The sequence below is a fragment of the Acidiphilium sp. MT5 genome (assembly GCF_054767495.1).
The window spans coordinates 13,203-36,850 of the sequence record NZ_BAABMR010000015.1 but is presented as its reverse complement, the minus strand read 5'-3'; the positions used below and the strand labels follow the sequence as shown (position 1 = coordinate 36,850).

Here is a 23,648-nt window from a genome sequence, read left to right as displayed (position 1 = left end):
TTCTTCAACCTAATCTTCTTCATCCCAACGACTATTCGATATTTATCGAATAGTCGTCCTTTAGTCGATTGGCTCGCCCGACGCAACAAGGCCACTTTTGCAAAACCAGCTTGTGGCGTATTCTCGCTCGAGGAGTATCAGATGCAAAATACCAGCCCGGCTTTCAGCGAAAATGTCGCCACCGCCTTGCATGACCCAGGGCTGCAACGGGCGTTGGGGCGCGCGAAAAAACCCTTCGCGCAGGTGCGGGCGAATGCGGTCGCGAAATTGCCGGAATTCGAAGCGCTGCGTGATACCGCCAAGGCGATCAAGGATCACAGCCTCGCCCATCTCGATTTCTATCTTGAGCACTACGCCGCCATGGTCGAGGCGCAAGGGGGCGTGGTGCATTGGGCGCGCACCGCAGCGGATGCGCGCGCGCAGATTCTCGCGATTTGCCAGGCCGTCGGCGCCAAAACCGTGACCAAGGGCAAATCAATGATCTCCGAGGAGATCGCCCTGAATGACTATCTCGCCGAAAACGGCGTGGCGCCCATCGAGACCGATTTGGGCGAATATATTTTGCAACTGCGCGAGGAAGCGCCGAGCCATATTATCGGCCCGGCTTTTCACCTTAATCGCGAAGATTGGGAGGCGAGTTTCCGCAAAGCCCACACTCATCTCGACCCGGACCGGGTGTTCGCCGAAAAGCGCGACATCCAAGCCGAAGCGCGCGCGGTGCTGCGGGAGAAATTTATCGCCGCCGATGTGGGGATCACGGGCGCGAATTTTCTGATCGCTGAAACCGGCTCCTCGGTGATCGTCACCAATGAGGGCAATGGCGATCTAACCCAAACCATGCCGCGCGTGCATATCGTGCTCGCCAGTATCGAAAAAATCGTGCCGACCATCGAGGATACGCTGTCGCTGCTGCGCGTGCTCGCGCGCTCCGCCACCGGGCAGGAATTTTCGGTCTACACCACCTTCTCCACCGGCCCCGCCCGCGCGACCGATCTGGATGGACCCAGCGACTATCACGTCGTGCTGCTCGATAATGGCCGCTCAAACATGATCGGCGGCGAATTTCAGGATATGCTGCGCTGCATTCGCTGCTCGGCCTGCATGAACCATTGCCCGGTCTATCTCTCGGTCGGCGGGCATGCCTATGGCTCGATGTATTCAGGGCCGATGGGCTCGGTGCTGACGCCCGCGATTTTCGGCCTGGATCAAGGACATTTACTGCCCAACGCCTCGACCTTTTGCGGCAAATGCGAAACTGTCTGCCCGGTGAAAATCCCCCTCACCGGCTTGATGCGCCATTGGCGCGAGCGCGAATTTGAACGGCATTTAACCCCAACGCCGATGCGCTATGGGTTGGGTGTGTGGGCCTTCATGGCGCGCCGCCCTACCCTGTATCGGATGGTCACGCGCCTGAGCGCCTGGGGATTGGGCATTTTAGGGCGAAAATCCGGGCGCTTCCGCTGGCTGCCCCTCGCGGGTGCGTGGACGCGGGATCGTGACATGCCCGCGCCGGAGGGCGAGACATTTTTTGCCCGCTTAGCGCGGCAGGAGCGTGGCGCGTGAGCGGCGCAAAGGCCGATCAGGCGCATCAGCGCGCCGCGATTCTCAGTGCCATTCGTCACGGGCTGCGCCGAGGCGCGCTGCCCGAGGATCAGGCGGCGATGCTGCGCGGGCGCATGATCGCGCATCCACGGCACATTATTCCGGCGCGCACCGCACTCGATCATGCCGGTCTGATCGCGCTGTTTACCGCCAATGCCATCCGCGAATTTTGCACCGTGGCGCAAATTCCCACCCGCGCCGAACTGCCCCGCGCCGTTGCCGATTATGTGCGGGCCCAGAATTTGCCGATGCGCGCTGTCGCTGCCCCGCACCCGGCGTTGCAAGCCATTGATTGGGGGCAGGAAATGATCGAGATGCGGTTCGGTCGCGCCGAGCCGAGCGATCTGGTCTCGATCCAAGAGGGGTTCGCCGGCATCGCCGAAACCGGCACCTTGCTGCTGCCCTCGGACGCGACAACGCCCACCACACTCAATCTACTGCCCGACACTGCCATCGTCGCCCTCGATACTGCGCGCCTGTTCGGACCCTATGAGGACGCGTTCGATGCGCTACGAGCGGCGGGGGCCCCGCACCATCATGGGATGCCGCGCAACGTGATGTTGGTGACCGGCCCCTCGCGCTCGGCGGATATCGAACGCACCCTCGAACTCGGCGCACACGGCCCCCGGCGCTTGCATATCGTGCTGATCGGTGACGATGCGACCGCCGCGACGGGGTAAGTCAGCGTCGGATCGGGCTGTCGATCAAGCAATTTGGGCGCTCTACGCCGCGACGGTGCGGCCTTTGCCAGGCCGCGCCGTGCCAACGATCCCGCCCGCACCCCCCACCGCGCCACCCCCCCCCGCGCCAGCCCCCAGCGCGCCAGTCCTAACAACGCCGGCTCCCGCGCCCAAGCACCGGGCGGTCTTGCATAAAATCAATGTCGGCGCGGTGCCGGCTGGGCTTGATCGGGGCAGTTGGCAACGATTTCGCACCGGACGCATCGCGCCCACCCGCACGCTGGATTTGCACGGCATGACGGTCGCGCGCGCCCATCCGGCGGTGATTGCCTTGATCGAAGGCGCCGCCGCGCGCGGCGAACGCTGTGTCGAAATCGTCACCGGCAGCGGCCCACGCGGTGCCGAGGGGTTTCAGGGCGTGCTGCGCCGCGACGTGCCGCGCTGGCTCAATGAGCCAGGATTACGCGAGCGGATTTTAGCGCTCAGCCATCCCCACCCGAATAATCCCGGCGCAATCCGCGTCTTGATCCGTCGTCATCGGGCTGAATGATGAGATCAATATTGGTTTAGGTTGAATCGACAGATTCAATCTAAACCAATGAAATTGATCGACAAATAAGGGTTAGAGCGTGATGGATGATCCCCAATCACGCTCTAATTCACCGCCCGAAACGCCGCGATGGTTTCATCAATATCGGCGGCGCTAACATCAAGATGGGTGCAAAGCCGCAGCCGCTTTGAGCTCATCACCGAGACCATAATCCCCTGGCCAAGCAATGAGGCCGCCCAATCGCCAGGGGTGCGCTGCGGATCGGTCACGTCCAGATAAACCAAATTCGTCTCCGGCTCCTGCACCGCGAGCCCTTGGATACCGCGCAAACCGGCAGCCAGTCGCTTGGCGTTGGCATGATCATCCGCAAGGCGCGCCACATGATGATCGAGCGCATAAAGGCAAGCCGCCGCACAAACCCCGCCTTGGCGCAGCGCACCGCCGATGCGCTGCTTCCACAGCCAGGCCCGATCAATCAAGCTTTGCGACCCCGCCAACACCGCACCGAGCGGCGCGCCCAGGCCCTTGGTGAAATCAAGCCAAACCGTGTCAAACGCAGCAGCATAATCAGCAGCAGCAATGCCCGAAGCCACCACCGCGTTCATCAGCCGCGCCCCATCCATATGGGTGGCCATGCCCGCCTCATGGGCGATGGCGGCAACCTCATTCAACGCGGCGAGCGGCCAAATCGTCCCGCCACCGAGATTGGCGGTCTGCTCCGCGACCATCAAGGTCTGCGGCGCGGCATAGCGCGAACGATCGGTCAGGGCCGCGCGCAGCGTCTCGGCACTGAACTGGCCCTTGGCGCCGGTGAGCGGCAGCACCCGCGCCCCGGCCAGCGCGCCCGGCGCGCCGCCCTCAGCGGTGATGATATGGGCCGTCTCATGGGCCAGGATTTCATCGCCCGCACGGCAATGGGTCAGAATGGCAATCTCGTTGCACATCGTGCCGGAGGGCAAAAACATCGCCGCCTCCTTGCCGAACAGCGCCGCCACCCGCGCGCACAGCGCATTGATGGTCGGGTCCATGCCGCGCTGCTCATCGCCCACCTCGGCATCGAGCATGGTCTCGCGCATCGCCCGCGTCGGTTTGGTCTGGGTATCGGAATACAGATTGATCCGCACCGGCACCGCCGGTTGAGGCATGATCGGGGTATACATGATTTATGCTTTCGCTGAGAGGGAGAGGTTGGATTGTTGTGGCGCGCCATAACGGTCCCGCGCCCGGCGCAAAAATGCCGCAACCATCAGGCGCACGGCTTCGCCGAACACCGGACCAATGGCTTTTTGCAGGATGATGTTGCGGAATTCGAAATCGACATAGAAATCGATCACTGTGCCGCGCGGATCGGGGATGAAGCGCCATTGATTGCGCAGATATTTGAACGGGCCATTTTCATACTGCACCGCAATTCGCTCCGGCGCATCCAGCATCACCCGCGAGGTAAAGCTTTCGCGAAACGGCCCAAAGCCAATGGTCAAATCAGCGACCAGCTCATTGCCCTCATGCGAGCGGATCCGCGCGCCGATGCACCAAGGCAAAAACTGCGGATATTTGCCAACATCAGCCACCAGATCAAACATTTGATCCGGGCGATACGGCACCAATTTGCGCTCGGCATATTTGGGCATGATTACGCCATCTGACGCGCCAACCGGGCGGCGCGCAACGCGCTGAAATCAGCATCGGCATGATAGGATGAGCGGGTCAACGGCGTGGCGGAGACCATCAAAAACCCTTTCGCCCGCGCCATCGCGGCAAGCTCGGCGAACTCATCGGGCGGCACAAACCGATCAATGGCGGCATGCTTCACCGTCGGCTGCAAATATTGGCCAATGGTGAGGAAATCGACATCGGCGATGCGCAAATCATCCATCACCTGGCCAATCTCGGCCTTGGTCTCGCCAAGCCCGACCATCAAGCCCGATTTGGTGAACAGCGTCGGATTAAGCTGTTTGGCCTGATCGAGCAGCCGCAGCGATTGGAAATAGCGCGCGCCCGGGCGAATGGTCGGATACAGGCGCGGCACGGTCTCCAGATTATGATTAAACACATCCGGCTGGGCCGCCACCACCAGATCAAGAGCGCCCGGCTTGCGCAGAAAATCCGGGGTGAGAATTTCAATCGTGGTCTCTGGCGCGCTGGCCCTGATCGCCGCAATCACCGCCGCAAAATGCGCGGCCCCGCCATCGGCCAGATCATCCCGATCCACCGACGTGATCACCACATGCCGGAGCGCAAGTTTTTGCACCGCCTGGGCCACCCGTGCTGGCTCATCCGCCGCGAGCGGCAGGGGCTGACCGGTCGTGACATTGCAAAAGGCGCAGGCGCGGGTGCAAATTTCACCCATAATCATCATCGTCGCGTGGCGCTGCGACCAGCACTCGCCGATATTCGGGCAGGCGGCCTCCTCGCACACCGTGACCAGCCCGCTTGCGCGCATCAAATCGCGGGTTTCAACATAAACCGGATGCGTCGGCGCTTTGACGCGGATCCAAGCCGGTTTGCGCTGGATCGGGTTGTCGCTGCGATGCTGCTTTTCGGGGTGGCGAACCCGATCACTCTCAGCCCGGCGATGATCAATTTCTATGCGCATGATGGCTCAGAAGTGGATGACCTGACCGTAGGCGTCAAGGACCGATTCATGCATCGCTTCGCTGATGGTGGGATGCGGAAATACCGTATGTATCAAATCGGCCTCGGTGGTCTCAAGTTGCCGCGCAATCACATAGCCCTGGATCATCTCCGTCACTTCCGCGCCGGCCATATGCGCGCCAAGCAATTCGCCGGTCTTCGCATCGAAAATCGTCTTGATCATCCCCTCCGGTTCGCCCATCGCGATGGCTTTGCCATTGCCAATGAACGGGAACCGGCCAACCTTGATCGCCCGGCCCGTCTCCTTCGCCTTGGCTTCGGTCAGACCCACCGAAGCGACTTGCGGGCGGCAATAGGTGCAGCCGGGGATATTGCCGGTCTCAAACGGGTGCGGATCAAGACCCGCGATTTTCTCGATGCAGACCACCCCTTCATGGCTGGCCTTATGCGCAAGCCAGGGCGGGCCGGTCAGATCACCAATCGCATAGAGGCCCGGCACCCCGGTGCGGCCAAACCCATCAACCACCACATGCGTGCGCTCAATCTTAACGCCGGCCGCCTCCAGCCCCAGATTCTCGACATTGCCAACAATGCCCACCGCCGAAATCACCCGCTCAGCGGTAATCGCTTGCTCTTTGCCACCCGATTCGATGGTCACGGTCACGCCGGTCGCCGATTTTTCGGCCTTTTTGACACTGGCGCCGGTCAGCAGCTTCATCCCCTGCTTTTCAAACTGCTTATGCATAAAAGCCGAAATTTCTTCATCCTCAACCGGCAAGATGCGCGGCAAGGCTTCGATCACCGTGACCTCGGCACCCATATTGCGATAGAAACTGGCAAATTCGATGCCAATCGCCCCAGAGCCGATCACCACCAGCGATTTCGGCATGATGTCAGGCACCATGGCTTCACGATAAGACCAAATTTTAGCGCCATCCGGCTCAAGGCCCGGCAAAATCCGCGCCCGCGCGCCGGTCGCAAAAATAATATGCGGCGCGGTCAGCGTGGCAACCGGTTTTTGATCCTTGGTCACCGCGAGCGTGTGGGGACCAGCGAGTTTGCCAACACCATCCAAGACGGTGATTTTATTTTTCTTCATCAAATGGGCAACGCCCGAAGAGAGTTGCTTGGCAACATTGCGCGAGCGTTTCACCAGTTTGGCCAAATCAAAGCTGATATTATCGGCCTTGAAGCCAAATTCTCCCAAATTATGCAGCAAATGGTTGATTTCCGATGAGCGCAGCAGCGCCTTGGTGGGAATGCAGCCCCAATTGAGGCAAATCCCGCCCAGATTTTCCCGCTCGACCAGTGCGACACTCATTTTCAATTGCGCCGCCCGGATCGCGGTCACATAGCCGCCCGGCCCGCCGCCGACGATGATGACGTCAAATTTCTGATCAGCCATTGTTAGTCTCCTGAGACGCGAGAACGTTGAGGGCAGCGCCGGTGACGCGATAGCGCGTCCATTCATCGAGCGGTTCGGCGCCAAGGGATTGGTAGAAATCGATCGCAGGCTGGTTCCAGTCGAGCACCTGCCACTCCAACCGGGCGCAATCGCGCGCCAGCGCCTCGGCAGCGAGAGTGCGTAGCAACGCCTTGCCAATCCCCTGGCCACGCGCCGCCGGTTTGACAAACAAATCCTCGAGATAAAGACCCGCCTTGCCCGTCCAGGTCGAAAAGCTGGTGAAATACAGCGCAAAACCTAATATCTCAGCACGCTCCGCGACAATGGCATGGGCCAGTGGCCGCGCGCCAAATAACGCCTCATCCAGCATCGGCGCGGTCATCGCGACGGCATCAGGGGCACGCTCATAAACCGCAAGGTCGTGAATCAAACCCAGTAACGCCCCAACATCGCCGGGCGCGGCAGGGCGAAGCAAAAAATCAGGCATCAGCGCCGCACCATCTCACAGCACCGAGGCTTCAACCCGCCCCAACCCAGCGCCGCGTCCTTCGCTACCCGCACGATCATCGCAACCGCGCCTAAAGCATCAAGCTCAACGGCGCCTCGATCAATCCTTTGAGCACCGCGAGGAATTCGGCGGCCGTTGCCCCATCCACCACGCGATGATCGCATGACAGCGTCACCGTCATCACCGTCGCGATGGCCAATTCCGCACCGCGCACCACCGGGCGTTTTTCACCCGCGCCAATGGCGATAATCGCCCCTTGCGGCGGGTTGATGATCGCCGAAAAACTGGTGATGCCATACATGCCCAGATTCGAGATCGAGAAGGAACCGCCTTGAAACTCCTCAGGCTTGAGCTTGCCGGCCTTGGCACGCGCCGCCAAATCTTTCATTTCATTGCTGATCGCAGCTAAACCTTTTTGATCGGCCTTGCGGATGATCGGCGTGATCAATCCATCCGGGATCGCCACAGCGACAGAAATATCAACATCATGATAGCGGATCATCGCGTCGTCGGTAAAGCTCGCATTGGCCGCCGGCACCCGGCGCAAAGCCACCGCGCACGCCTTGATGATCAAATCATTGACCGAAAGCTTGAAGGCCCCAGCTCCCTCTTTCGGCGCTTGCGCGTTGAGATCGGCGCGCAATTTGAGCAGCGCATCCAGCTCAATATCCATCGTCAGGTAAAAATGCGGGATCGTCTGCTTGGCCGCCTGCAAGCGCCGGGCAATGACTTTGCGCATCGAGGAATGCGCAATCGCATCATGCGGCGCGACGATATCGGCTGATTTCGGCCCCGCTGACGCTGCTGGTTGCGTCATCACCGGCGCCGCTGAAGGTGAAGCTGCGCCTGCGGGCGCCTGCTTGCCCCGCGCCGCATCAATATCCGCCTTGATGATGCGGCCATTCGGGCCTGAGCCGGCCAAACGCGTGAGATCAATCCCCGCCTGCTCAGCCATCCGGCGGGCCAGCGGCGACGCAAAAATACGCGCGCCAGCCCCCGCAGCATCATGACCATCCTCGCGCCCGACCATCGGCGCGGGTGCGGGTGCGGGTGCGGGTGTCGGCGCGGGTGTCGCTGCCGGTGCCGCAGCTTGCGATTGACTTGGCCCGGTCGGCACCGCCTCGCCCGCCTCAATCAGCACCGCAATCGGCGCATTCACCGCAACGCCCTCCGTGCCCGCCGCCACCAAAATTTTGCCGAGCACGCCTTCATCCACCGCCTCGACTTCCATGGTCGCTTTATCGGTCTCGATTTCCGCAATCACATCGCCGGATTTGATGCGATCACCTTCCTTTTTGAGCCATTTCGCCAAGGTGCCCTCGGTCATCGTCGGCGATAAGGCGGGCATCAGAATATTGGTGGCCATGGTCGCTTCTCCTCAGAACAGCTTCTTGACGGCATCAACAACCCAGCTTGGCTGGGGCAGCGCCAATTTTTCAAGATTGGCCGCGTAGGGCATCGGCACATCAAGCCCCGCGACGCGCGCGGGCGGCGCATCCAACCAGTCAAACGCGTGTTCGGTAATTTGCATGGCGATTTCAGCACCAATCCCCGCAAACGGCCAGCCTTCTTCCACGCAAACCACCCGATTGGTCTTTTTCACCGAAGCCACAATCGTTTCGATATCGAGTGGACGAATCGTGCGCAGATTAATCACCTCTGCCGAAATACCCTGCTGATCGAGCAAATCAGCCGCCTTCAGCGCAACATCCACCATCAGCGAAAACGCGATGATCGTCACCTCCTCGCCGGCCCGCTCGATTTTGGCTTTGCCAATCGGCACCATAAAATCCTCATCGGTCGGAACAGCGAATTTATGGCCGTAGAGAATTTCGTTTTCGAGGAAAATCACCGGATTGGGATCACGGATCGCCGCCCGCAGCAACCCTTTAGCATCCGCCGCCGAATACGGCGCCACCACTTTCAGGCCCGGACAATGCGCATACCACGACGCGTAGCATTGGCTATGCTGAGCGGCCACCCGCGCCGCCGCACCATTCGGCCCGCGAAACACAATCGGGCAGCCCATCTGCCCGCCAGACATATAAAGCGTTTTCGCTGCCGAATTGATGATTTGATCAATCGCCTGCATCGCGAAATTGAAGGTCATAAACTCAACAATCGGCTTCAGGCCAGACATCGCCGCCCCCACCGCCATGCCGGTAAACCCATGCTCGGTGATCGGCGTATCAATCACCCGCTTCGCGCCAAACTCATCGAGCAGACCTTGGCTGATCTTGTACGCCCCCTGATATTGCGCGACTTCCTCGCCCATCAGGAACACCTCGGGATCGCGCCGCATCTCCGCCGCCATCGCATCGCGCAACGCTTCGCGCACAGTAATCTCGGTGGTCGCCCCCCACTCTTTCTCATTCTGCTGCTTCTCATTCTGCAGCACCGGGGCGGATGGCCGCGCCGCCCCCATGTCCGCCACGGGCGCGCTGGTCGGCGCAGCGCGCTGGGGTGCCGGCGCCGAGCGGGCGGATGCTGCCTCCAGCGCCTCGCCCTTGCGGCCCAAGATCGCAATCGGCGCATTCACCGCGACATTATCAGTCCCTGCCGGCACCAGGATTTTGAGCAATTCGCCCTCATCCACCGCCTCGACTTCCATGGTCGCTTTGTCGGTCTCGATCTCGGCCAGCACATCGCCCGATTTCACCATATCGCCGACCTGCTTGAGCCATTTCGCGAGCTTCCCCTCGGTCATCGTCGGTGACAAAGCCGGCATCAAAATTTCGGTGCTCATCGGTTAAACCTCCACCAGAATATCAGTCCAGAGTTCCGATTCTGCAGGCTCGGGGCTGGATTGCGCAAAATCAGCCGCCTCGGCAATGCGCGTTTTGATAGCGGTATCGATCGTCTTCAAAGCCTCAGCGTCAACGCCAAGCGTTTCCAGTTCGCGCCGCGCCAGATCGATGCAATCATGCTCCGCGCGCATTTTTTCAACCTCCTCGCGCGTGCGATATTTCGCCGGGTCCGACATTGAATGACCGCGATAACGATACGTCATCATTTCCAGCAAAAACGGCCCGTTACCCGCGCGGCAATGCGCCACCGCCTGCATGCCCGCACGCTTGACCGCGAGCACATCCATCCCATCCACTTGCAAACCCGGAATATGCCACGGCGCGCCGTTCTGGCTCAAATCGCGCGAGGCCGAAGCCCGCTCAACGCTGGTGCCCATGCCATAGCGATTATTTTCGATAATAAACACCACCGGCAATTTCATCAGCGATGCCAAATTGAAACTCTCGAACACCTGACCCTGATTGGACGCACCCTCGCCAAAATAGGTCAAACAAACATGATCATTGCCGCGATAATGATTGGCAAACGCAAGGCCGGTGCCCAGCGAAACCTGCGCGCCGACAATGCCATGCCCGCCATAAAAACCCTTTTCCTTGGAGAACATATGCATCGAGCCGCCTTTGCCGTGCGAATAACCACCCGACCGGCCGGTCAATTCCGCCATCACCCCGCGCGGGTCCATCCCGCAAGCCAGCATATGGCCGTGATCGCGGTAGGAGGTAATCACCTGATCGCCCGCACCAATAGCATGCTGCATACCGGTCACCACCGCTTCCTGGCCGATATAGAGATGGCAAAACCCGCCAATCAGCCCCATGCCATAAAGCTGGCCGGCTTTTTCCTCGAACCGGCGGATCAACAACATGGTTTCATAGGCTTGCAACAACTCATCGCGATCCATCACCGCATCGCCCGCAGACGCCCGCGCCGTACGCGTGCCCCCCTTGGCGCCGGCCTTGGCTTTGGCGGGGGCTTTGGCGGGGGCTTTGGCGGGGGCTTTGGCTGAGGGTGCGGCGCTCGCCACCGGTTTCGGCTGACGCTTGACCATGAATTCCTCCATCCGCATGTTATTGCCGCATATCAGATGCAGCACCGAACCCCGTCTAAACGCTCAACCAAAATTGGCAAGGCAGACGCATAAACCATGCGCAGAGCGCCATCGTCGCGTTGGGAACAGCAGCAGCCTCGCGCTAGGTCAGCATCATCACTATCCTAAAAAATACCGTTATATTTCAATAGATTAACTGATACCGCAATGGGTAATCTGCTACCGAACCTTCGGCGAGCTTGGCTTATCTGCTATGCAAGCCCGATCGCGCCCAGCGCACCATCACTGCCGCGCAGGCGTGACCGATGCAGACGAGTGCGGGGTATGCAGCGGCACCACCAAATCATCCGGATTGGCCAAATTCAGCACGGCGCGGCTGCGTTCGTTCAGCATATCGGCTTGGATATTATTATCGCGCAGCGCATCAACCCGGGTCTGCCAAAAATCCCGCTTCGCATCGATGCGGCTCTGCAACGCCAGCGCCTGCCGATACAAGACACGATCCGCCGCCTGCGCCCGCAACCCGCGCGAGCCACGCATCGCATTCACCCCCGAATAGGCGATCAGCCCAATCAAGATTGTCGGCCAAATCATCGCGCGCAGAAATTTTTTGATCCTGATCACAGCACCGTCCCACAAGATATTGCTGTTATGCGTTTTTCTTGACCCGTTTCGCAAGCCCCTTCACGCGAATCCACTGACAACGATCCCGATGAAAAATTGTTTAGCCACAAAAGCTGCGTCAACTTGCCACAGGGTTGCCACCTTCGCGGCCCAAACCTACCTCATCGAGAAGGAGGACATCATGTCTCGCTCACGCAGTATCCTACGGATTTTGGCGACCAGCTTCATCGGCTTGGGCATCCTCGCCGCCACCGGCACCGCCCAAGCGGACCCACCGCCCTGGGCTCATGGCGGCTGGCACCGCGACTGGCACCATGATGATGACGATCATGGTTGGCGCGGCGGCTTTTTCCCGCCCCCGCCGCCGGCCTACTACCCGCCGCCGCCGGTCTATTACGCGCCGCCGCCGCCACCCCCGCCACCGCCGGTCTACTATGCGCCGCCGCCCCCGCCGCCGGTCTATTACGCCCCGCCGGTGCTCTCTTTCGGCATCAACGTGCCGCTGGGCGGGGATGATCATTAACCCTGGCGTCAAGCCGGTTCGGTCATCCCATCAAATGGCCGAACCGCTTTTGCTTGGTATCCAAATAGCCATCATTCACACCATTTGACTGCATAATATGCGCAACCCGCGCCGCCACAACGATGCCGCACGCCTCCAACCCGGCAATCTTATCAGGATTATTGGTTAATAAACGGATATGATCGAGCCCGAGCGCGCGCAGCATTGAGGCCGCAATGTGAAAATTGCGCTCATCCGCCTGCCATCCCAACGCACGATTCGCATCCAACGTATCAAGCCCCCGATCCTGTAACGTATAGGCGCGTAATTTATTGATCAGCCCAATGCCGCGGCCTTCCTGCGCCAAATACAGCAACGCCCCGCCACCCTCAGCACTCATGCGCCGAATCGCCGATTTAAGCTGCGGCCCACAATCGCAGCGCAACGACCCGAGCAAGTCCCCGGTGAAACATTCCGAATGGATGCGCACCAGCGGATTGGGCTGCGCAGCAGGATCGCCAACCAAAATCGCCATATGCTCGATCCCCTGATCCAGCGCCCGGAACGCCACCAACCGGGCATCGGGCGCGTCTTCCAGCGGGATCTGCACCTCGGCCACGCGGGTCAATGTCGCGGCCAGTTCGGTCGGGTAGGACAGTAAATCCGCAGCCGGCACCGCGAGCAATCCCGCCCCATCCGGTCGCCCCGCCCAACCCGGCCGCACCGGCGCCACAATCATCGCCGGCAGCAACCGCGCCAATTTACCCAACGCCAACGCCGCGAACCCCGCATCAGGCGGAGCAACCCGTTCAAAATGCGGCAAAATCTGTTCCAATGTCGGGTCCGCCACCCGGCGCAAATTATCGATGTCAATCAAGGGTCGCGCCAGCGCCAGCGCCACCACCTGCTCGGTATCATCAATATCCTGCCCCAAAATCGCCGCCGCCCGCGAGGGTGCCAATAGCAGCCGCGCTGGCCCCTCCCCCAACCGGTCGATCAATCGCAGCCCCTCAGCCCCGACCGTTTCAGCCGGCACCACAATCAAGGGGGCGCGCGTGGCTAAAACCACCGGCACGCCGCGCCGCGCCTCGGCAATGCATCGATGCACTGCCCGGATTCGCATATTATTCAACGGCGGCGCGCCAGCCGCACCCAACATATCCGCCCGCTTGGCCATCGGCGTTTTCATGACGGTAATCCTGCTCTCATCGTCGAGATATGGCGCGCAAATGCCCCGCTTGAAAGGGTCGCCGCGCCAAACTGATCGCCGCCAATGGTGACATCTCACGCACCTGTGTAACGACGCTCTGCGCAATCGCGCAGAAAATACTATATAGCGAGGGCGCATTGTGCCGAATCCGGCGTTTCACGAACCAAAGGGTGCCGAACATGACCTCTCAGCAAGCAATCCTGATCGTTGACGATGACAGCGTGCTTCGCGGCATGCTGGTGGATCATTTTCGCGCCGATGGCAGTTTCACGCCCAGTGAAGCCGGCAGCATCGCCGAGGCCGAGGCCGCCTTCGACCGTGGCGATCGGCGCTTCGATGCAGTCATCCTGGATGTCGGCCTGCCGGACGGCGATGGCCGCGCTTTGTGCGCCCGCCTGCGCGAACGCGGCCATAAAATGCCAATCATCATGCTCACCGGCGCAACTGACGAGGCCGATGTGGTGCGCGGCCTTGATTCCGGCGCCAATGACTATGTGGCCAAACCATTCCGCCTCAACGAATTACTCGCACGCGTCCGCGCCCATCTGCGCGATTTCGAGAATAGTGCCGATGCCGTGCTACAAATCGGCCCCTATGTCTTTCGCCCCGCCCAAAAACAACTGCTCGACCCCGCCGCCAACCGTCGGATCCGCCTGACCGACAAAGAAGCCGCGATCCTGAAATTCCTCTACCGCGCCGGCGGCAAACCCGTAGGCCGCGATATTCTGCTGAACGAAGTCTGGGGCTACAACGCCACCGTCACCACCCACACGCTCGAAACCCACGTCTATCGCCTGCGCCAAAAAATCGAAGCCGACCCCGCCGACATGAGCCTGCTCCTCACCGCAGGCGGCGGCTACCGCCTGAATATCTAGCCCACCCCCGTGACGCGCCACGCCAACCGCGTTATGCACAAGCAGCGTCCCCGTAGCTCAGTCGGATAGAGCACAGGATTCCTAATCCTGGGGCCGTGGGTTCGAATCCCGCCGGGGACGCCAATAAAACCGATAAAATTCATGCCCCGGAACTGGATTGTCCCGCGACGTCAGAGGCACGCCGCACGCGCAACACAGCGCTCGCGAATATCAAGCAGCTGCGGCAAATACCAAACTTCATCATAATCGCGCGCAACGGCAATCGCGCGCTCAATTTGCTGCTGGGCCCGCTCGGTTTCGCCGTCGCTCAGCAACGCACGCGCAATGATCGACATATAAACCGGCGTAATCGCAATGCCGCCGAGCTTTTCATATCCCGCCAACCCCTCGATCATCATGCGCAGCCCCGCCACCCGGTCGCGCCCTGTCCGGTGCAGCCACCAGCCGCGATAAACCAGCCCGTGCATCCGCCAGAACAGGAACGCATATTGCTCCGAATAAGCGAGCTGCCGCTCCGCGATCACGCCAAGCTGCTCAATATCATCCTCAATCACATGAAGCAGACCCGCAAAACTCAGCGTCCACGCGGTGCTGAACGGATGATCAATCGCCTGCGCATGCGTCAGCGCCACCTCCATCATCCGCCGCGCCTCACCAGGCGCGCCCGCGCACCACGCATTCACCGCCCGCAAACATTGCGCCCCCGCGAACGGGTCAAGGCCGAACGCGAACCGGTTGGCCTTATGCACCCCCGGATCATAATGCGCCACCGCCGTCGCGAAATGCGCCTCCGCACCAGCATGATCGCCCCGGCTAACAGCGCAATTGCCAGCCGCGCGATGCGCCTCGATCAGCAAAGCGTCATTGCCCGGCATCTGCGCCACGGTGAGCATCTCCGCACTCACCTCGCGCGCATTCGCCCCATCAGCGCGCACCCAATAAAATCGGTACAATCCATGCAAAACCGGAAACAAATCCGCCGCCGGGTCAAGGCCCCGGCACAGTGCCCGCGCCGCCGAAAACGCACGGCCCACCTCGGGTGCCGCATGCCCAAGCCGACCCGTTAGCACCACCCCCAGCATGACCAAGGTTTCCGCATGGATCTGCGCCCGCCGCTCCAAAGCTGGCGCCGCATCAATGATGCCAATCGCCGTTTCGATATGAAGCTGCGCCTCGACATGGGCCGATCGGCGCATCGCAATCGCCACCGCCTGGCGCAAATACGGCAATGCCGCACACGGCTCTCCCGCCGCAATCATATGATGCGCAATCACCTCCGGCGTTTGTTGAGCAATCTCAGGAAACGAACCCACCAGAACCGATGCGATCTCGTCATGAAGCTGGCGCCGGCGCGCCGCCAGCGTCGATTGATAAATCGTATCCCGGATCAACGCATGGCAGAACCGATAATGCGCCCTGCCCTTATCCTTCGGCTGCTCAAGCAAGCGGGCATTGACCAAACGATCAAGAACCGGCTGCAAGGCCCCGGCATCCTGCCGCGCCAGCACCACAAGCAGCTTCAGATCGAAATCCCGCCCAATCGCCGCGATCTGCTCAAGCGTCTGGCGCGGCGCCTTGATATGATCAATCCGCGCGATCAAACTATCCGCCAAGGTCAGCGGCATCAACGCCGGATCAATCGCGCCGTCCACCACACCATCTTGCAACGCATCCGTCGCGGCCAGGGTCATTTCCTCGATAAAAAACGGCACCCCATCGGTCCGCGCAACGATCAAGTTAGTGATCCGCTCCGGCAAATGCACATTGCCAGCCACCGCGCGCGTCAGCGCCGCCGCCGCCCGCGCCTCTAACGGCCGCAACCCAATCACCCGGCAACGCCCTTCACCCAGCCGGGACACATCAAACGTCTCCCGCGTCGTCATCGCCACCAGCGCCCGCGCCTTGGTAATCTGCGGCAATAATTCATGCAGCAATTCCACCGTCGATGGATCAGCCCAGTGCAAATCCTCAACCACCATCAGCACCGGCGCCACCTGCGCAATATGCAATAACCACTCAGCGATCAGCCGCTTGATCTGCTGGCGTTCCTGCTGGGGCGAGCGGCTCGGCACCACCGGGCGATCCGCCGGCGGCCGCAACCCGAGCAGCGGACCAAGAAGCCGGGCATAGAGCGCGCCATCCAACCCCCGATCCGCAAACCCGCGTTCAAGCATGGCAAAACGCTCAGCCGGATCAGGCTCCGCCTCAAGCCCGAGCAGTTGCGAAATCGCCTCCGACACCGGATGTAGCGGCGTGTTCTGAAACAACGAAGCCCCTCGCAGCACCACGCAGCGCGCCTGCGCCTGCTCAGCCTCGGCGATCAATTCACGCACCAACCGGCTTTTGCCAATCCCGGCATCGCCGCTGATCAGCACCGCCTGCCCCACCCCCGAAAGCGCCTCAGCCCACGCACCTGACAGAATACTCGCCTCAACACTCCGCCCAATCGTCGGTGTCCGCAACCCGGCATCGCCCGGCGCCAATCGGGTAACCGCCTCAACCCGATACACCGCAACCGCATCGGGCACCCCCTTCAGCCGCCGCCGCCCGAGCGGCGTGCAGGCCACCTCGCGCCGAACCAACCGATAGGTATCACCGCTAATCACCAGCGTCCCCGGCTGCGCAATCGTCTGCAGCCGCGCCGCCAGGTTCGGCGCATCGCCAATCGCGGCCATCGCCTCAATCGCATGGGGCGATCTGATATCACCGACCACGACATTGCCGGTATGGATCGCCGCCCGCAAACTAAAAGCGCTGCCCGCATCGCCCTCCGGCTGGATCGCGATTTCCCGCAATATCTCCAGCGCCGCCCGCACCGCCCGCCGCGCATTATCCTCAAAGGTCCGGGGATACCCGAAATAGACCATCATCCCATCGCCGCTATAATGCGCAATATGGCCGCCATATGTGCCAATAATCCGCGCACACGAATCACGATGATCGCGCAGCAATTCGCGGAACCGCTCAGCGCCCAACCGCGCCGTATGCGCAACCGAATCCACCATATCGATGAACAGCACAGTCAGATAACGCAGCTCACCCCGGTCGTCCGCCACCGGCGCCACCTGGTCAAGCGAATGACCACAATAGCCGCAAAACCGATGACCAACGATGACGTTGGCCTGACAATTACCGCATCTCATCCTGAAACCCGATCCATCATCTTCTGGTTTTATACGAAATCCACCCTGCAACCTGAAGCGAAATATTGCGACAAATCACCCTATATCAAGGTCTGGACTGTTTGTTCTCTCTATGCAATTGTCTCATTATGCTTGGCGTTCCGAACCCGGTTGCCGCATCCCGCGCCGCCCTAGCCTCGGCCAAACCCCTTCGCCTCCTGCTGCTGCATCTGAAAACATTAATCGATTCTTGGCCCGTACCCGTCGATGCGCTCGGCGAAATCGTGAAATTCCCAAGCGCCGTCTACCCCACCTTGGCCGCCATGATCGCCGACCTGCCCGTAACCATCGATATTTTCGACGGCTATGTCGCCCGCTGTTCCTTCGCTTCATACAAAGCGCGTCTCGCGGCGGCCGACGTGATCGGCATCTCCGTGATGTCGCCCCTTAAGGCGCTGGACACCGAACTCACGCTCCGGCTCGCGCGCACACTCAATCCATCCGTGCGGATCGTGCTCGGGGGTAATCATGCCAGCGCCTGGCCGGAGCGCTGGCTCGGCGTTGGTGCCGATTATGTGGTGCAGGGCGAGGGCGAAATCCCGTTCCGTATGCTGATCGAGCATCTCGCGCTCGGCTTACACACACTTGATGCCATCCCCAACCTCTATTGGCGCGCGGGCCAAGCCATCCAGCGCTCAACCGCCCCCCTCCCCGCCTTCAACCTCGACACCGCCCCCCTGCCGCTATGGCGCGGCGTTGATCTGTCGCGCTACGGGCTAGGGCTGAGCGACGGGCTGGCCGCCACAGTCGAATTTTCGCGCGGTTGCCCACATCGGTGCGATTTCTGCAACATCAACACGTTTTGGAACCATCGCCAGCGCACCAAATCGATACCGCGCATGATCGAAGAGCTCGAAGCTCTGCGCGCCCGCGGCGTGCGCGAATTCATTTTCACCGACGATAATTTTGGTGGTGACGAACGGCGCACCATCGCCCTGCTGGAAACAATGGTGGAACGCGGTCTGGACATGCGGTTCGGCTGCTTCCTGCGCGGCGATACGGTCCACCGTCACCCGGCATTTGCCACCCTCGCCGCCAAAGCCGGCATGCGCTTTTGCATGATGGGCATCGAAACGCTCGACCCCGCGTGGCTGCGCGACCATCGCAAGGGCGTTCGCGCCCCGGATGCTTTAGCCATGTATCAATCTGTCTATGCAACCTTGCGGGCAGCGCGCATCATGGTGGTTGGCTTATTCATCCTGCCACCCGCCGCCACCCGTGGCTATGCGGCCCCAAAGGGCCTCGCCGGCCTGGTTTGCGACATTGCGGTTGAGGCGGATCTCGCCGCCCTGAAGGGCAGCGCCCTGCATGATCATCTGGCCCACGAGGGGCGCGTCGCCAAGGACATGTTCTATCACGATTGGAACCTGCCATCGATCTTGCTGGCGGATGGCGAGGTCCAGCGCCAACAGAAATCAATATTCGACTTTCTGCGTGCCGGGCTATCACCGTTCATCCTCCGCACAGCGATCCTCGGTCCCCCCTTAGTGCGGCGGTTTCGCTGGCGCGGGATCATGCTTGTCGCCGAACGGCTGGCCTGCACCACCCCTCGCGATCTGCACCGTTGGTATCTCGCCCGCAAACCAAAACTCAATCAGCAGCAGCGCCAGGATCGCATCGTTGCAACCGTGCTCGGTCCCGCCGCCCTCGCCCGCGCCCAACGGCGCCGGTTTTGGCGCGTGCCGCTCGCACTGCGCAATTTATCATGGCGGCAAACGCCGCCGCCGGCGATGCAAAATGAATGAAATCCTGCTGCAGCGCAGCGGTCGGCTGCTGCGCATCACACTCAACCGCCCCGAACAGCGCAACGCCATTGACCGCGCGACCGATGCCGCCCTGCGCGCCGCCTGGGCCGCCTTCGCCGCCGATGACGGGCTCGACGTCGCCATCCTCACCGGCGCCGGCGATGATGCTTTCTGCGCCGGCGCAGATTTACACGACTATATTCCCCGCTTCCTCAATGCCGACATGGGCGTGGTGCGCGATAACATCGCCACCGGGCTGGGCGGCCTCACCCGTGGCATGCCCATCCAAACCGGTGATCGCGGCGGTCAATGGATGGGCCTTGGCCGGCGGGTTCGAACTCGCCCTGGCGTGCGATATTCGCATTGCCAGCACCACCGCCCGCTTTGGCAGTTTCGAAATCCATCGTGGCTTCCATCACGGTGATGGCGGCATCGTCCGGCTAATCACCAGCCTCGGCCTATCACGAACCATGGACATCGTGCTGTCCGGTCGCATCGTCGATGCCACCGAGGCCGAACGGATCGGGCTGGTCCACCAGCGCGTCCCGCCCGAACAGCTGCTCACCGCCGCAGAAACCTACGCCGCAGACCTGCTCGGGCGCAGCCAGCGCGCCTTGCGCTCGGCCAAACAAACCATGCTAGAAGTCATTGGCCGATCACTCGAAGACGCGCTGCGCCTCGAAGCGCTCTACGGATATTCCAGCGGCGATCCCGCCGATATCCGCACCCGCCTCGCCAGCTTCTTCGCCCGCTCCAACCCCGATCCCGACCCCGATCCCGACCCCGATCCCGACCCAAGCTGATCGGCCTATCAGCAAACACATCACCCTGTCCCCCCCTGGCCCACCCTGGCCCACCCTGGCCACTAACAACGACCCACCCCGCCCACCGCCCCACTTTACCGATTGCGCGTTCAGCCTGCGCAGCCTATAAGTTCGCGTCAATCGCGCGCATTTTTCATGGCCGGGCGGCGGTCATCTTGCGCAGCAGGGAGGCTCGATGGCAGCAGACGCCCCGGCAATCTTGGCGCAGATTCAAAGCCTGTTAGGCGATCTGAGCGTTGCACTTTCCAATCGAAATGACACGCCCGCGCCCAACAAACAAGGCCTCGCGCCCGTCCCGCCCGATCATCCCGGCAGCGAGCGCGTCTATCACGCCCCGCCCCTCACCTACCGGGTCAAAAACGGCGTCACCCTCGCCATTGATGGCCAGCGCCCGCATTGGGCCACAACCAACGCCACGGGGGCGGCCATCCTGCGCGCCTGCTCCGGCGCCAACAATGCCGCCGACATCGCCGATATTTTATCCCGCCGCTTCGACATCCCCGGCGATGTCGCGCTCACCGATACTCTCGCCTTCCTCGACGCCCTGGAAGCGGTCGAATTCGTGCGGCAATCACCCGCGCTGGAGCCGCAATATCGCGGGCGTGATAGCGCGATTGATCTCGGTCGCCTCGCCGATCTTTACATTTTCGTGACAAATGACTGCAATCTGCGCTGCACCCACTGTTATGTATCGAGCGGCGATTATATCCCGCCGCGCGAAATGCGCGCCGATGAAATCCTGGCCCTTGTCGATTCCGCGCGCGATCTGGGCGTGCGCCGATTCCTGATCGCCGGCGGCGAGCCATTCGTGATGCGCGATATTTTCAAAATCATCAGCCACATCACCGCAGAAAATGATCTGGTGGTTCTCACCAACGGCATGTTCTTCAGCGACAAAATGATCGAGCGCCTGCGCGCCAGCCTCGGTCGCGGGCGGATCTCGTTTCAAATCAGCCTCGATGGCCCAGACGCCGAAACCCATGACCGCGTGCGCGGCGCAGGCACCTTCGCCAAAACCATCCCCGGCATCCGCCGCGCCGTCGAACAAGGGTTCGAGGTCACCATCTCCACCGCCGTCAACCAACATAATCTGCACGGCGTCGCCGCCACCACCCGCTTCGTCGGCAGCCTCGGCATCAAAGCCCATCATATCCTCGCCATGCAGGAGTTTGGCCGCGCGATCGATCATAAGCTGGAATTACTGGTCAGCCCCGCCGAACTCACCAAAGTCATGCGCGATTGCCGTCAAGTCGGCGATGAAATCGGCGTCGTCATCGATAACGATGCCTCATTGCGCGTGCGCACCAAAGGCAAGCGCGGTCGCAAGACCGATCTTTGCAGTTGCGGCTGGGATACGCTCGCCGTGTTCAGCGATGGCCAGGTCTATCCCTGCGTCTGGCTCGCCGGCGCGCCCGGCATGGCCTGCGGCAGCGTGCTCGACCAATCGCTGGAAGATATCTGGCGCCACGCGCCCATGCTCAAGGAAATCCGCGCCGCCTCGGTGCAAAACAAAGAAAACTGCACAAGCTGCCACCTCAAATTCATCTGCGCCGGCGGCTCCCCCTGCTCGTCGCATTTCGCAAGCCTCGCCAATCAAGGGCGCAGCGATCTGCGCGCCGCCGAACCCTATTGCGAGACCCTGAAGGATGTCACGCACGATATGCTGTGGGAGCTGGGATTGGCCGGAATCGCAACCCCGGTACCAACAGCCGGTTATCAAAAACCACAACTCTTCAACGCCATGGAAGGCGAAGGTGCGGTCTGCGCGCACCCCAACACCCGCGCGATCGACCGCGCCTTCGAGGTCGGCTCCTATCATTGCGTCTGCGTGCTCGAGAGCGATGTCGCCGAAGGCACCTCACTGCCCGCAGCATCAGAAGCCGCCACCGAGCATCGCGCAGCGGTGAGCTTTGATGCCATTGGCCGCGCCTGCGTCGAGCTGCTGTTGCCCATGGCCAAACAAGTCCGCGCCCTCGATCATGGCCAAATTCTCGAAGTCAAAACCGATGATCCCGCCGCCCGCGAAGATTTAGGCTCCTGGTGCCGAATGAGCGGCAACGAATTGCTCGATCGCATCAAAGGCGCAGGCTTTGAACGCTATTACATCCGTCGCGGCAACGGCCCATGAGCACCCCAATCGCCGCCACCAGCCGGATCGATGCCGGCGAGACCAAATGCGGCGAACTCCTGATGATGATGCATCGGGAAATGAAAACGCTGCAGCCCGGCGACATTCTCGATGTCTGCGCCTATAGCGCGGGCAATCTGCTCGATGTTCCGGCATGGTGCCGGCTCACCGGCCACATCTTGCTCGCCATCGAGCATTCCGAACCGGCTCATTTCTACATCCGCAAGAAGGGATAATTCTATGGCCAAAATCGTCGTCAGCATCACCTGCGCAAAAGACAATCCCGACAAAGCCACCGTCGCCATGGTCATCGCCAACGCCGCCCTGGTCTCCGGACAAGACGTGGTGGTGTTCCTCAGCACCGAAGGCGTCTGCCTCGGCGTCAAATCCTACACCGATGATATGAACGAGGAAGGATTCCCGCCCATGCCGGAACTCATGTCCGGCTTCCTCGATAACGGCGGAACCATGTGGGTCTGCACACCCTGCTTCAAAAAACGCAAATACGCCGAAAGCGACCTGATCGAGGGCGCCAAACTGGTCGGCGGCGCCACCCTGATCGAAGCCCTGGCCCAAGGCGCCGCCAGCATCAGCTATTAAATCAACAGGGGTTTAGGGTGAATCAACCGATTCACCCATTTTCCCCTTTCACACCCACCCCCTGTTATGCCATGTTAGCGAAATGGAGCAGGTCACTAACCCTCTCGGGCAAATTCTCGCCGACCGCTTCACCGCGATCGCGCACATGCTCCGCAAAACCCTCGGCGCCCCCGACTACGCCCGCTTTAATCTTTCGCTCAAGTGGGCCGTCTGGCACCGTATTTCCGCTCTTTCGCTCCGTTTCCGTTCTCTTTCCTGCAATCCCCGCCCCATCCGCAAACGGAAACCCGGGGCGAAATCTCAAACCGCGCCGGAGCCAGCGTCACAGCCCGGCACGGCCAAAAGGCGCGAAATTCCGGGGCAAAAAGGCTGGCTGCTGCAAACCTTCCCCGGCCATCACATCCCCTATGTGCGCGGCCATCTGATCCGCTTCCTCGAAGACCCAGACTTGTCGCTCCTCCACACCGCAAATCCCCGCATCGGTCGCGTGCTACGCCCGATGTGCCACATGCTCGCGATTCCGCTCCCCGCTTACCTCAAATTACCGCGCAAACCGCGCCCACCTCGCCCCAAACCACATCGCAAACCAGCGCGGCGGAGCGAAAAACCGGAGCCGTCATTTTACGACTACATGCTGGCAAAATACCCTCCCGCTCCGCCACGCCCGACGCTTCCCGGCCATATCTACGCGCCACCCGCCCGCGCAAAAATCAATTTCGAGCGCTAGGAGTGAAATTGCGGCCATATCGTTCCGAAGTAGAA

Annotated in this window: 23 protein-coding genes and 1 tRNA gene; 13 read left to right on the top strand and 11 right to left on the bottom strand. The window is 61.2% G+C overall.

What is annotated here, in order from left to right; translation table 11 throughout:
* Positions 1 to 141: 141 nt before the first annotated feature.
* From ACYUCQ_RS14740 to ACYUCQ_RS14730, 3 genes are read left to right on the top strand one after another with little or no spacing between them, the layout of a single operon-like run.
* On the top strand, positions 142 to 1,563 hold the full coding sequence (locus ACYUCQ_RS14740; RefSeq protein ID WP_460255312.1) for a lactate utilization protein B: 1,422 nt from the start codon (positions 142 to 144) through the stop codon (positions 1,561 to 1,563).
* Positions 1,560 to 2,282, top strand: coding sequence for a LutC/YkgG family protein (locus ACYUCQ_RS14735; protein WP_460255311.1), 723 nt, complete (start codon positions 1,560 to 1,562; stop codon positions 2,280 to 2,282). Before ACYUCQ_RS14740 ends, ACYUCQ_RS14735 begins: the two co-directional genes overlap by 4 nt.
* Positions 2,260 to 2,832: a Smr/MutS family protein gene (locus tag ACYUCQ_RS14730; RefSeq protein ID WP_460255342.1), complete on the top strand. Its 573-nt coding sequence runs from the start codon at positions 2,260 to 2,262 to the stop codon at positions 2,830 to 2,832. Before ACYUCQ_RS14735 ends, ACYUCQ_RS14730 begins: the two co-directional genes overlap by 23 nt.
* Positions 2,833 to 2,936: 104 nt before the next feature.
* On the opposite strand, the gene ACYUCQ_RS14725 is transcribed toward ACYUCQ_RS14730, so the two are convergent.
* The 9 genes from ACYUCQ_RS14725 to ACYUCQ_RS14685 form a co-directional block, all read right to left on the bottom strand.
* Positions 2,937 to 3,992, bottom strand: coding sequence for a threonine aldolase family protein (locus ACYUCQ_RS14725; protein WP_460255310.1), 1,056 nt, complete (start codon positions 3,990 to 3,992; stop codon positions 2,937 to 2,939).
* Positions 3,993 to 3,995: 3 nt separating this feature from the next.
* Complete coding sequence (locus ACYUCQ_RS14720; RefSeq protein WP_460255309.1) at positions 3,996 to 4,463, bottom strand: type II toxin-antitoxin system RatA family toxin; 468 nt, start codon at positions 4,461 to 4,463, stop codon at positions 3,996 to 3,998.
* Between the two features lie 2 nt (positions 4,464 to 4,465).
* The gene (gene lipA, locus ACYUCQ_RS14715; RefSeq protein ID WP_460255308.1) at positions 4,466 to 5,428 is read right to left on the bottom strand and encodes a lipoyl synthase; all 963 of its coding nucleotides are present in this window, start codon (positions 5,426 to 5,428) and stop codon (positions 4,466 to 4,468) included.
* Between the two features lie 6 nt (positions 5,429 to 5,434).
* Complete coding sequence (lpdA, locus tag ACYUCQ_RS14710; RefSeq protein WP_460255307.1) at positions 5,435 to 6,832, bottom strand: dihydrolipoyl dehydrogenase; 1,398 nt, start codon at positions 6,830 to 6,832, stop codon at positions 5,435 to 5,437.
* A complete protein-coding gene (locus ACYUCQ_RS14705) occupies positions 6,825 to 7,319 on the bottom strand; it encodes a GNAT family N-acetyltransferase (RefSeq protein ID WP_460255306.1) in 495 nt (164 codons plus the stop codon). The genes lpdA and ACYUCQ_RS14705 overlap by 8 nt, the downstream gene beginning before the upstream one ends.
* A gap of 91 nt (positions 7,320 to 7,410) precedes the next feature.
* On the bottom strand, positions 7,411 to 8,706 hold the full coding sequence (locus ACYUCQ_RS14700; protein ID WP_460255305.1) for a pyruvate dehydrogenase complex dihydrolipoamide acetyltransferase: 1,296 nt from the start codon (positions 8,704 to 8,706) through the stop codon (positions 7,411 to 7,413).
* 12 nt (positions 8,707 to 8,718) lie between these two features.
* Positions 8,719 to 10,086, bottom strand: coding sequence for a pyruvate dehydrogenase complex E1 component subunit beta (locus tag ACYUCQ_RS14695; RefSeq protein WP_460255304.1), 1,368 nt, complete (start codon positions 10,084 to 10,086; stop codon positions 8,719 to 8,721).
* A 3-nt stretch (positions 10,087 to 10,089) separates the two neighbouring features.
* Positions 10,090 to 11,049: a pyruvate dehydrogenase (acetyl-transferring) E1 component subunit alpha gene (gene pdhA, locus ACYUCQ_RS14690; protein WP_460255341.1), complete on the bottom strand. Its 960-nt coding sequence runs from the start codon at positions 11,047 to 11,049 to the stop codon at positions 10,090 to 10,092.
* A gap of 429 nt (positions 11,050 to 11,478) precedes the next feature.
* Positions 11,479 to 11,820, bottom strand: a complete 342-nt coding sequence (locus ACYUCQ_RS14685; protein ID WP_460255303.1) for an FtsB family cell division protein — start codon at positions 11,818 to 11,820, stop codon at positions 11,479 to 11,481.
* A 181-nt stretch (positions 11,821 to 12,001) separates the two neighbouring features.
* Between ACYUCQ_RS14685 and ACYUCQ_RS14680 the strand changes: the two genes are divergently transcribed.
* Positions 12,002 to 12,343 carry a hypothetical protein gene (locus tag ACYUCQ_RS14680; protein WP_460255302.1) on the top strand — a complete coding sequence of 114 codons (342 nt, stop codon included), beginning with the start codon at positions 12,002 to 12,004 and terminating at the stop codon, positions 12,341 to 12,343.
* A 22-nt stretch (positions 12,344 to 12,365) separates the two neighbouring features.
* Here ACYUCQ_RS14680 and ribA read toward each other — a convergent pair whose 3' ends face one another.
* Positions 12,366 to 13,511: a GTP cyclohydrolase II gene (ribA, locus tag ACYUCQ_RS14675; protein ID WP_460255301.1), complete on the bottom strand. Its 1,146-nt coding sequence runs from the start codon at positions 13,509 to 13,511 to the stop codon at positions 12,366 to 12,368.
* A 200-nt stretch (positions 13,512 to 13,711) separates the two neighbouring features.
* On the opposite strand from ribA, the gene ACYUCQ_RS14670 reads away from it, so the two are divergent.
* Entirely contained in the window at positions 13,712 to 14,407 is a 696-nt protein-coding gene (locus ACYUCQ_RS14670; RefSeq protein WP_460255300.1) for a response regulator transcription factor, read from the top strand.
* A 46-nt stretch (positions 14,408 to 14,453) separates the two neighbouring features.
* Positions 14,454 to 14,530: transfer RNA gene (locus ACYUCQ_RS14665), tRNA-Arg, on the top strand.
* Positions 14,531 to 14,577: 47 nt separating this feature from the next.
* Here ACYUCQ_RS14665 and ACYUCQ_RS14660 read toward each other — a convergent pair.
* The gene (locus tag ACYUCQ_RS14660) at positions 14,578 to 17,463 is read right to left on the bottom strand and encodes an AAA family ATPase (RefSeq protein ID WP_460255299.1); all 2,886 of its coding nucleotides are present in this window, start codon (positions 17,461 to 17,463) and stop codon (positions 14,578 to 14,580) included.
* A gap of 215 nt (positions 17,464 to 17,678) precedes the next feature.
* Between ACYUCQ_RS14660 and ACYUCQ_RS14655 the strand changes: the two genes are divergently transcribed.
* The 7 genes from ACYUCQ_RS14655 to ACYUCQ_RS14625 all read left to right on the top strand — a co-directional run bounded on the left by ACYUCQ_RS14655 (position 17,679) and on the right by ACYUCQ_RS14625 (position 23,613).
* Positions 17,679 to 19,334, top strand: a complete 1,656-nt coding sequence (locus ACYUCQ_RS14655; RefSeq protein WP_460255298.1) for a B12-binding domain-containing radical SAM protein — start codon at positions 17,679 to 17,681, stop codon at positions 19,332 to 19,334.
* The gene (locus ACYUCQ_RS14650; protein WP_460255297.1) at positions 19,327 to 19,758 is read left to right on the top strand and encodes an enoyl-CoA hydratase-related protein; all 432 of its coding nucleotides are present in this window, start codon (positions 19,327 to 19,329) and stop codon (positions 19,756 to 19,758) included. Before ACYUCQ_RS14655 ends, ACYUCQ_RS14650 begins: the two co-directional genes overlap by 8 nt.
* On the top strand, positions 19,655 to 20,137 hold the full coding sequence (locus ACYUCQ_RS14645; RefSeq protein WP_460255296.1) for an enoyl-CoA hydratase/isomerase family protein: 483 nt from the start codon (positions 19,655 to 19,657) through the stop codon (positions 20,135 to 20,137). The genes ACYUCQ_RS14650 and ACYUCQ_RS14645 overlap by 104 nt, the downstream gene beginning before the upstream one ends.
* 196 nt (positions 20,138 to 20,333) lie before the next feature.
* Positions 20,334 to 22,286: a PqqD family peptide modification chaperone gene (locus ACYUCQ_RS14640; protein ID WP_460255295.1), complete on the top strand. Its 1,953-nt coding sequence runs from the start codon at positions 20,334 to 20,336 to the stop codon at positions 22,284 to 22,286.
* Positions 22,283 to 22,522 carry a sulfurtransferase TusA family protein gene (locus ACYUCQ_RS14635; protein WP_460255294.1) on the top strand — a complete coding sequence of 80 codons (240 nt, stop codon included), beginning with the start codon at positions 22,283 to 22,285 and terminating at the stop codon, positions 22,520 to 22,522. The genes ACYUCQ_RS14640 and ACYUCQ_RS14635 overlap by 4 nt, the downstream gene beginning before the upstream one ends.
* A gap of 4 nt (positions 22,523 to 22,526) precedes the next feature.
* Positions 22,527 to 22,886: a DsrE family protein gene (locus ACYUCQ_RS14630; RefSeq protein WP_460255293.1), complete on the top strand. Its 360-nt coding sequence runs from the start codon at positions 22,527 to 22,529 to the stop codon at positions 22,884 to 22,886.
* An 82-nt stretch (positions 22,887 to 22,968) separates the two neighbouring features.
* Entirely contained in the window at positions 22,969 to 23,613 is a 645-nt protein-coding gene (locus ACYUCQ_RS14625; protein ID WP_460255292.1) for a hypothetical protein, read from the top strand.
* Positions 23,614 to 23,648: the final 35 nt, after the last annotated feature.

What these genes read in the sequence shown, in the direction of transcription:
- pdhA (WP_460255341.1), bottom strand. Translation starts at nt 11,049, where the DNA reads ATGGATCGCGATGAGTTGTTGCAAGCCTATGAAACCATGTTGTTGATC.
- ACYUCQ_RS14740 (WP_460255312.1), top strand. Translation starts at nt 142, where the DNA reads ATGCAAAATACCAGCCCGGCTTTCAGCGAAAATGTCGCCACCGCCTTG.
- ACYUCQ_RS14640 (WP_460255295.1), top strand. Translation starts at nt 20,334, where the DNA reads ATGGCAGCAGACGCCCCGGCAATCTTGGCGCAGATTCAAAGCCTGTTA.
- lpdA (WP_460255307.1), bottom strand. Translation starts at nt 6,832, where the DNA reads ATGGCTGATCAGAAATTTGACGTCATCATCGTCGGCGGCGGGCCGGGC.
- ACYUCQ_RS14670 (WP_460255300.1), top strand. Translation starts at nt 13,712, where the DNA reads ATGACCTCTCAGCAAGCAATCCTGATCGTTGACGATGACAGCGTGCTT.
- ACYUCQ_RS14730 (WP_460255342.1), top strand. Translation starts at nt 2,260, where the DNA reads ATGCGACCGCCGCGACGGGGTAAGTCAGCGTCGGATCGGGCTGTCGAT.
- lipA (WP_460255308.1), bottom strand. Translation starts at nt 5,428, where the DNA reads ATGCGCATAGAAATTGATCATCGCCGGGCTGAGAGTGATCGGGTTCGC.
- ACYUCQ_RS14695 (WP_460255304.1), bottom strand. Translation starts at nt 10,086, where the DNA reads ATGAGCACCGAAATTTTGATGCCGGCTTTGTCACCGACGATGACCGAG.
- ACYUCQ_RS14700 (WP_460255305.1), bottom strand. Translation starts at nt 8,706, where the DNA reads ATGGCCACCAATATTCTGATGCCCGCCTTATCGCCGACGATGACCGAG.
- ACYUCQ_RS14680 (WP_460255302.1), top strand. Translation starts at nt 12,002, where the DNA reads ATGTCTCGCTCACGCAGTATCCTACGGATTTTGGCGACCAGCTTCATC.
- ACYUCQ_RS14725 (WP_460255310.1), bottom strand. Translation starts at nt 3,992, where the DNA reads ATGTATACCCCGATCATGCCTCAACCGGCGGTGCCGGTGCGGATCAAT.
- ACYUCQ_RS14630 (WP_460255293.1), top strand. Translation starts at nt 22,527, where the DNA reads ATGGCCAAAATCGTCGTCAGCATCACCTGCGCAAAAGACAATCCCGAC.
- ACYUCQ_RS14655 (WP_460255298.1), top strand. Translation starts at nt 17,679, where the DNA reads ATGCTTGGCGTTCCGAACCCGGTTGCCGCATCCCGCGCCGCCCTAGCC.
- ribA (WP_460255301.1), bottom strand. Translation starts at nt 13,511, where the DNA reads ATGAAAACGCCGATGGCCAAGCGGGCGGATATGTTGGGTGCGGCTGGC.
- ACYUCQ_RS14705 (WP_460255306.1), bottom strand. Translation starts at nt 7,319, where the DNA reads ATGCCTGATTTTTTGCTTCGCCCTGCCGCGCCCGGCGATGTTGGGGCG.
- ACYUCQ_RS14635 (WP_460255294.1), top strand. Translation starts at nt 22,283, where the DNA reads ATGAGCACCCCAATCGCCGCCACCAGCCGGATCGATGCCGGCGAGACC.
- ACYUCQ_RS14650 (WP_460255297.1), top strand. Translation starts at nt 19,327, where the DNA reads ATGAATGAAATCCTGCTGCAGCGCAGCGGTCGGCTGCTGCGCATCACA.
- ACYUCQ_RS14720 (WP_460255309.1), bottom strand. Translation starts at nt 4,463, where the DNA reads ATGCCCAAATATGCCGAGCGCAAATTGGTGCCGTATCGCCCGGATCAA.
- ACYUCQ_RS14625 (WP_460255292.1), top strand. Translation starts at nt 22,969, where the DNA reads ATGGAGCAGGTCACTAACCCTCTCGGGCAAATTCTCGCCGACCGCTTC.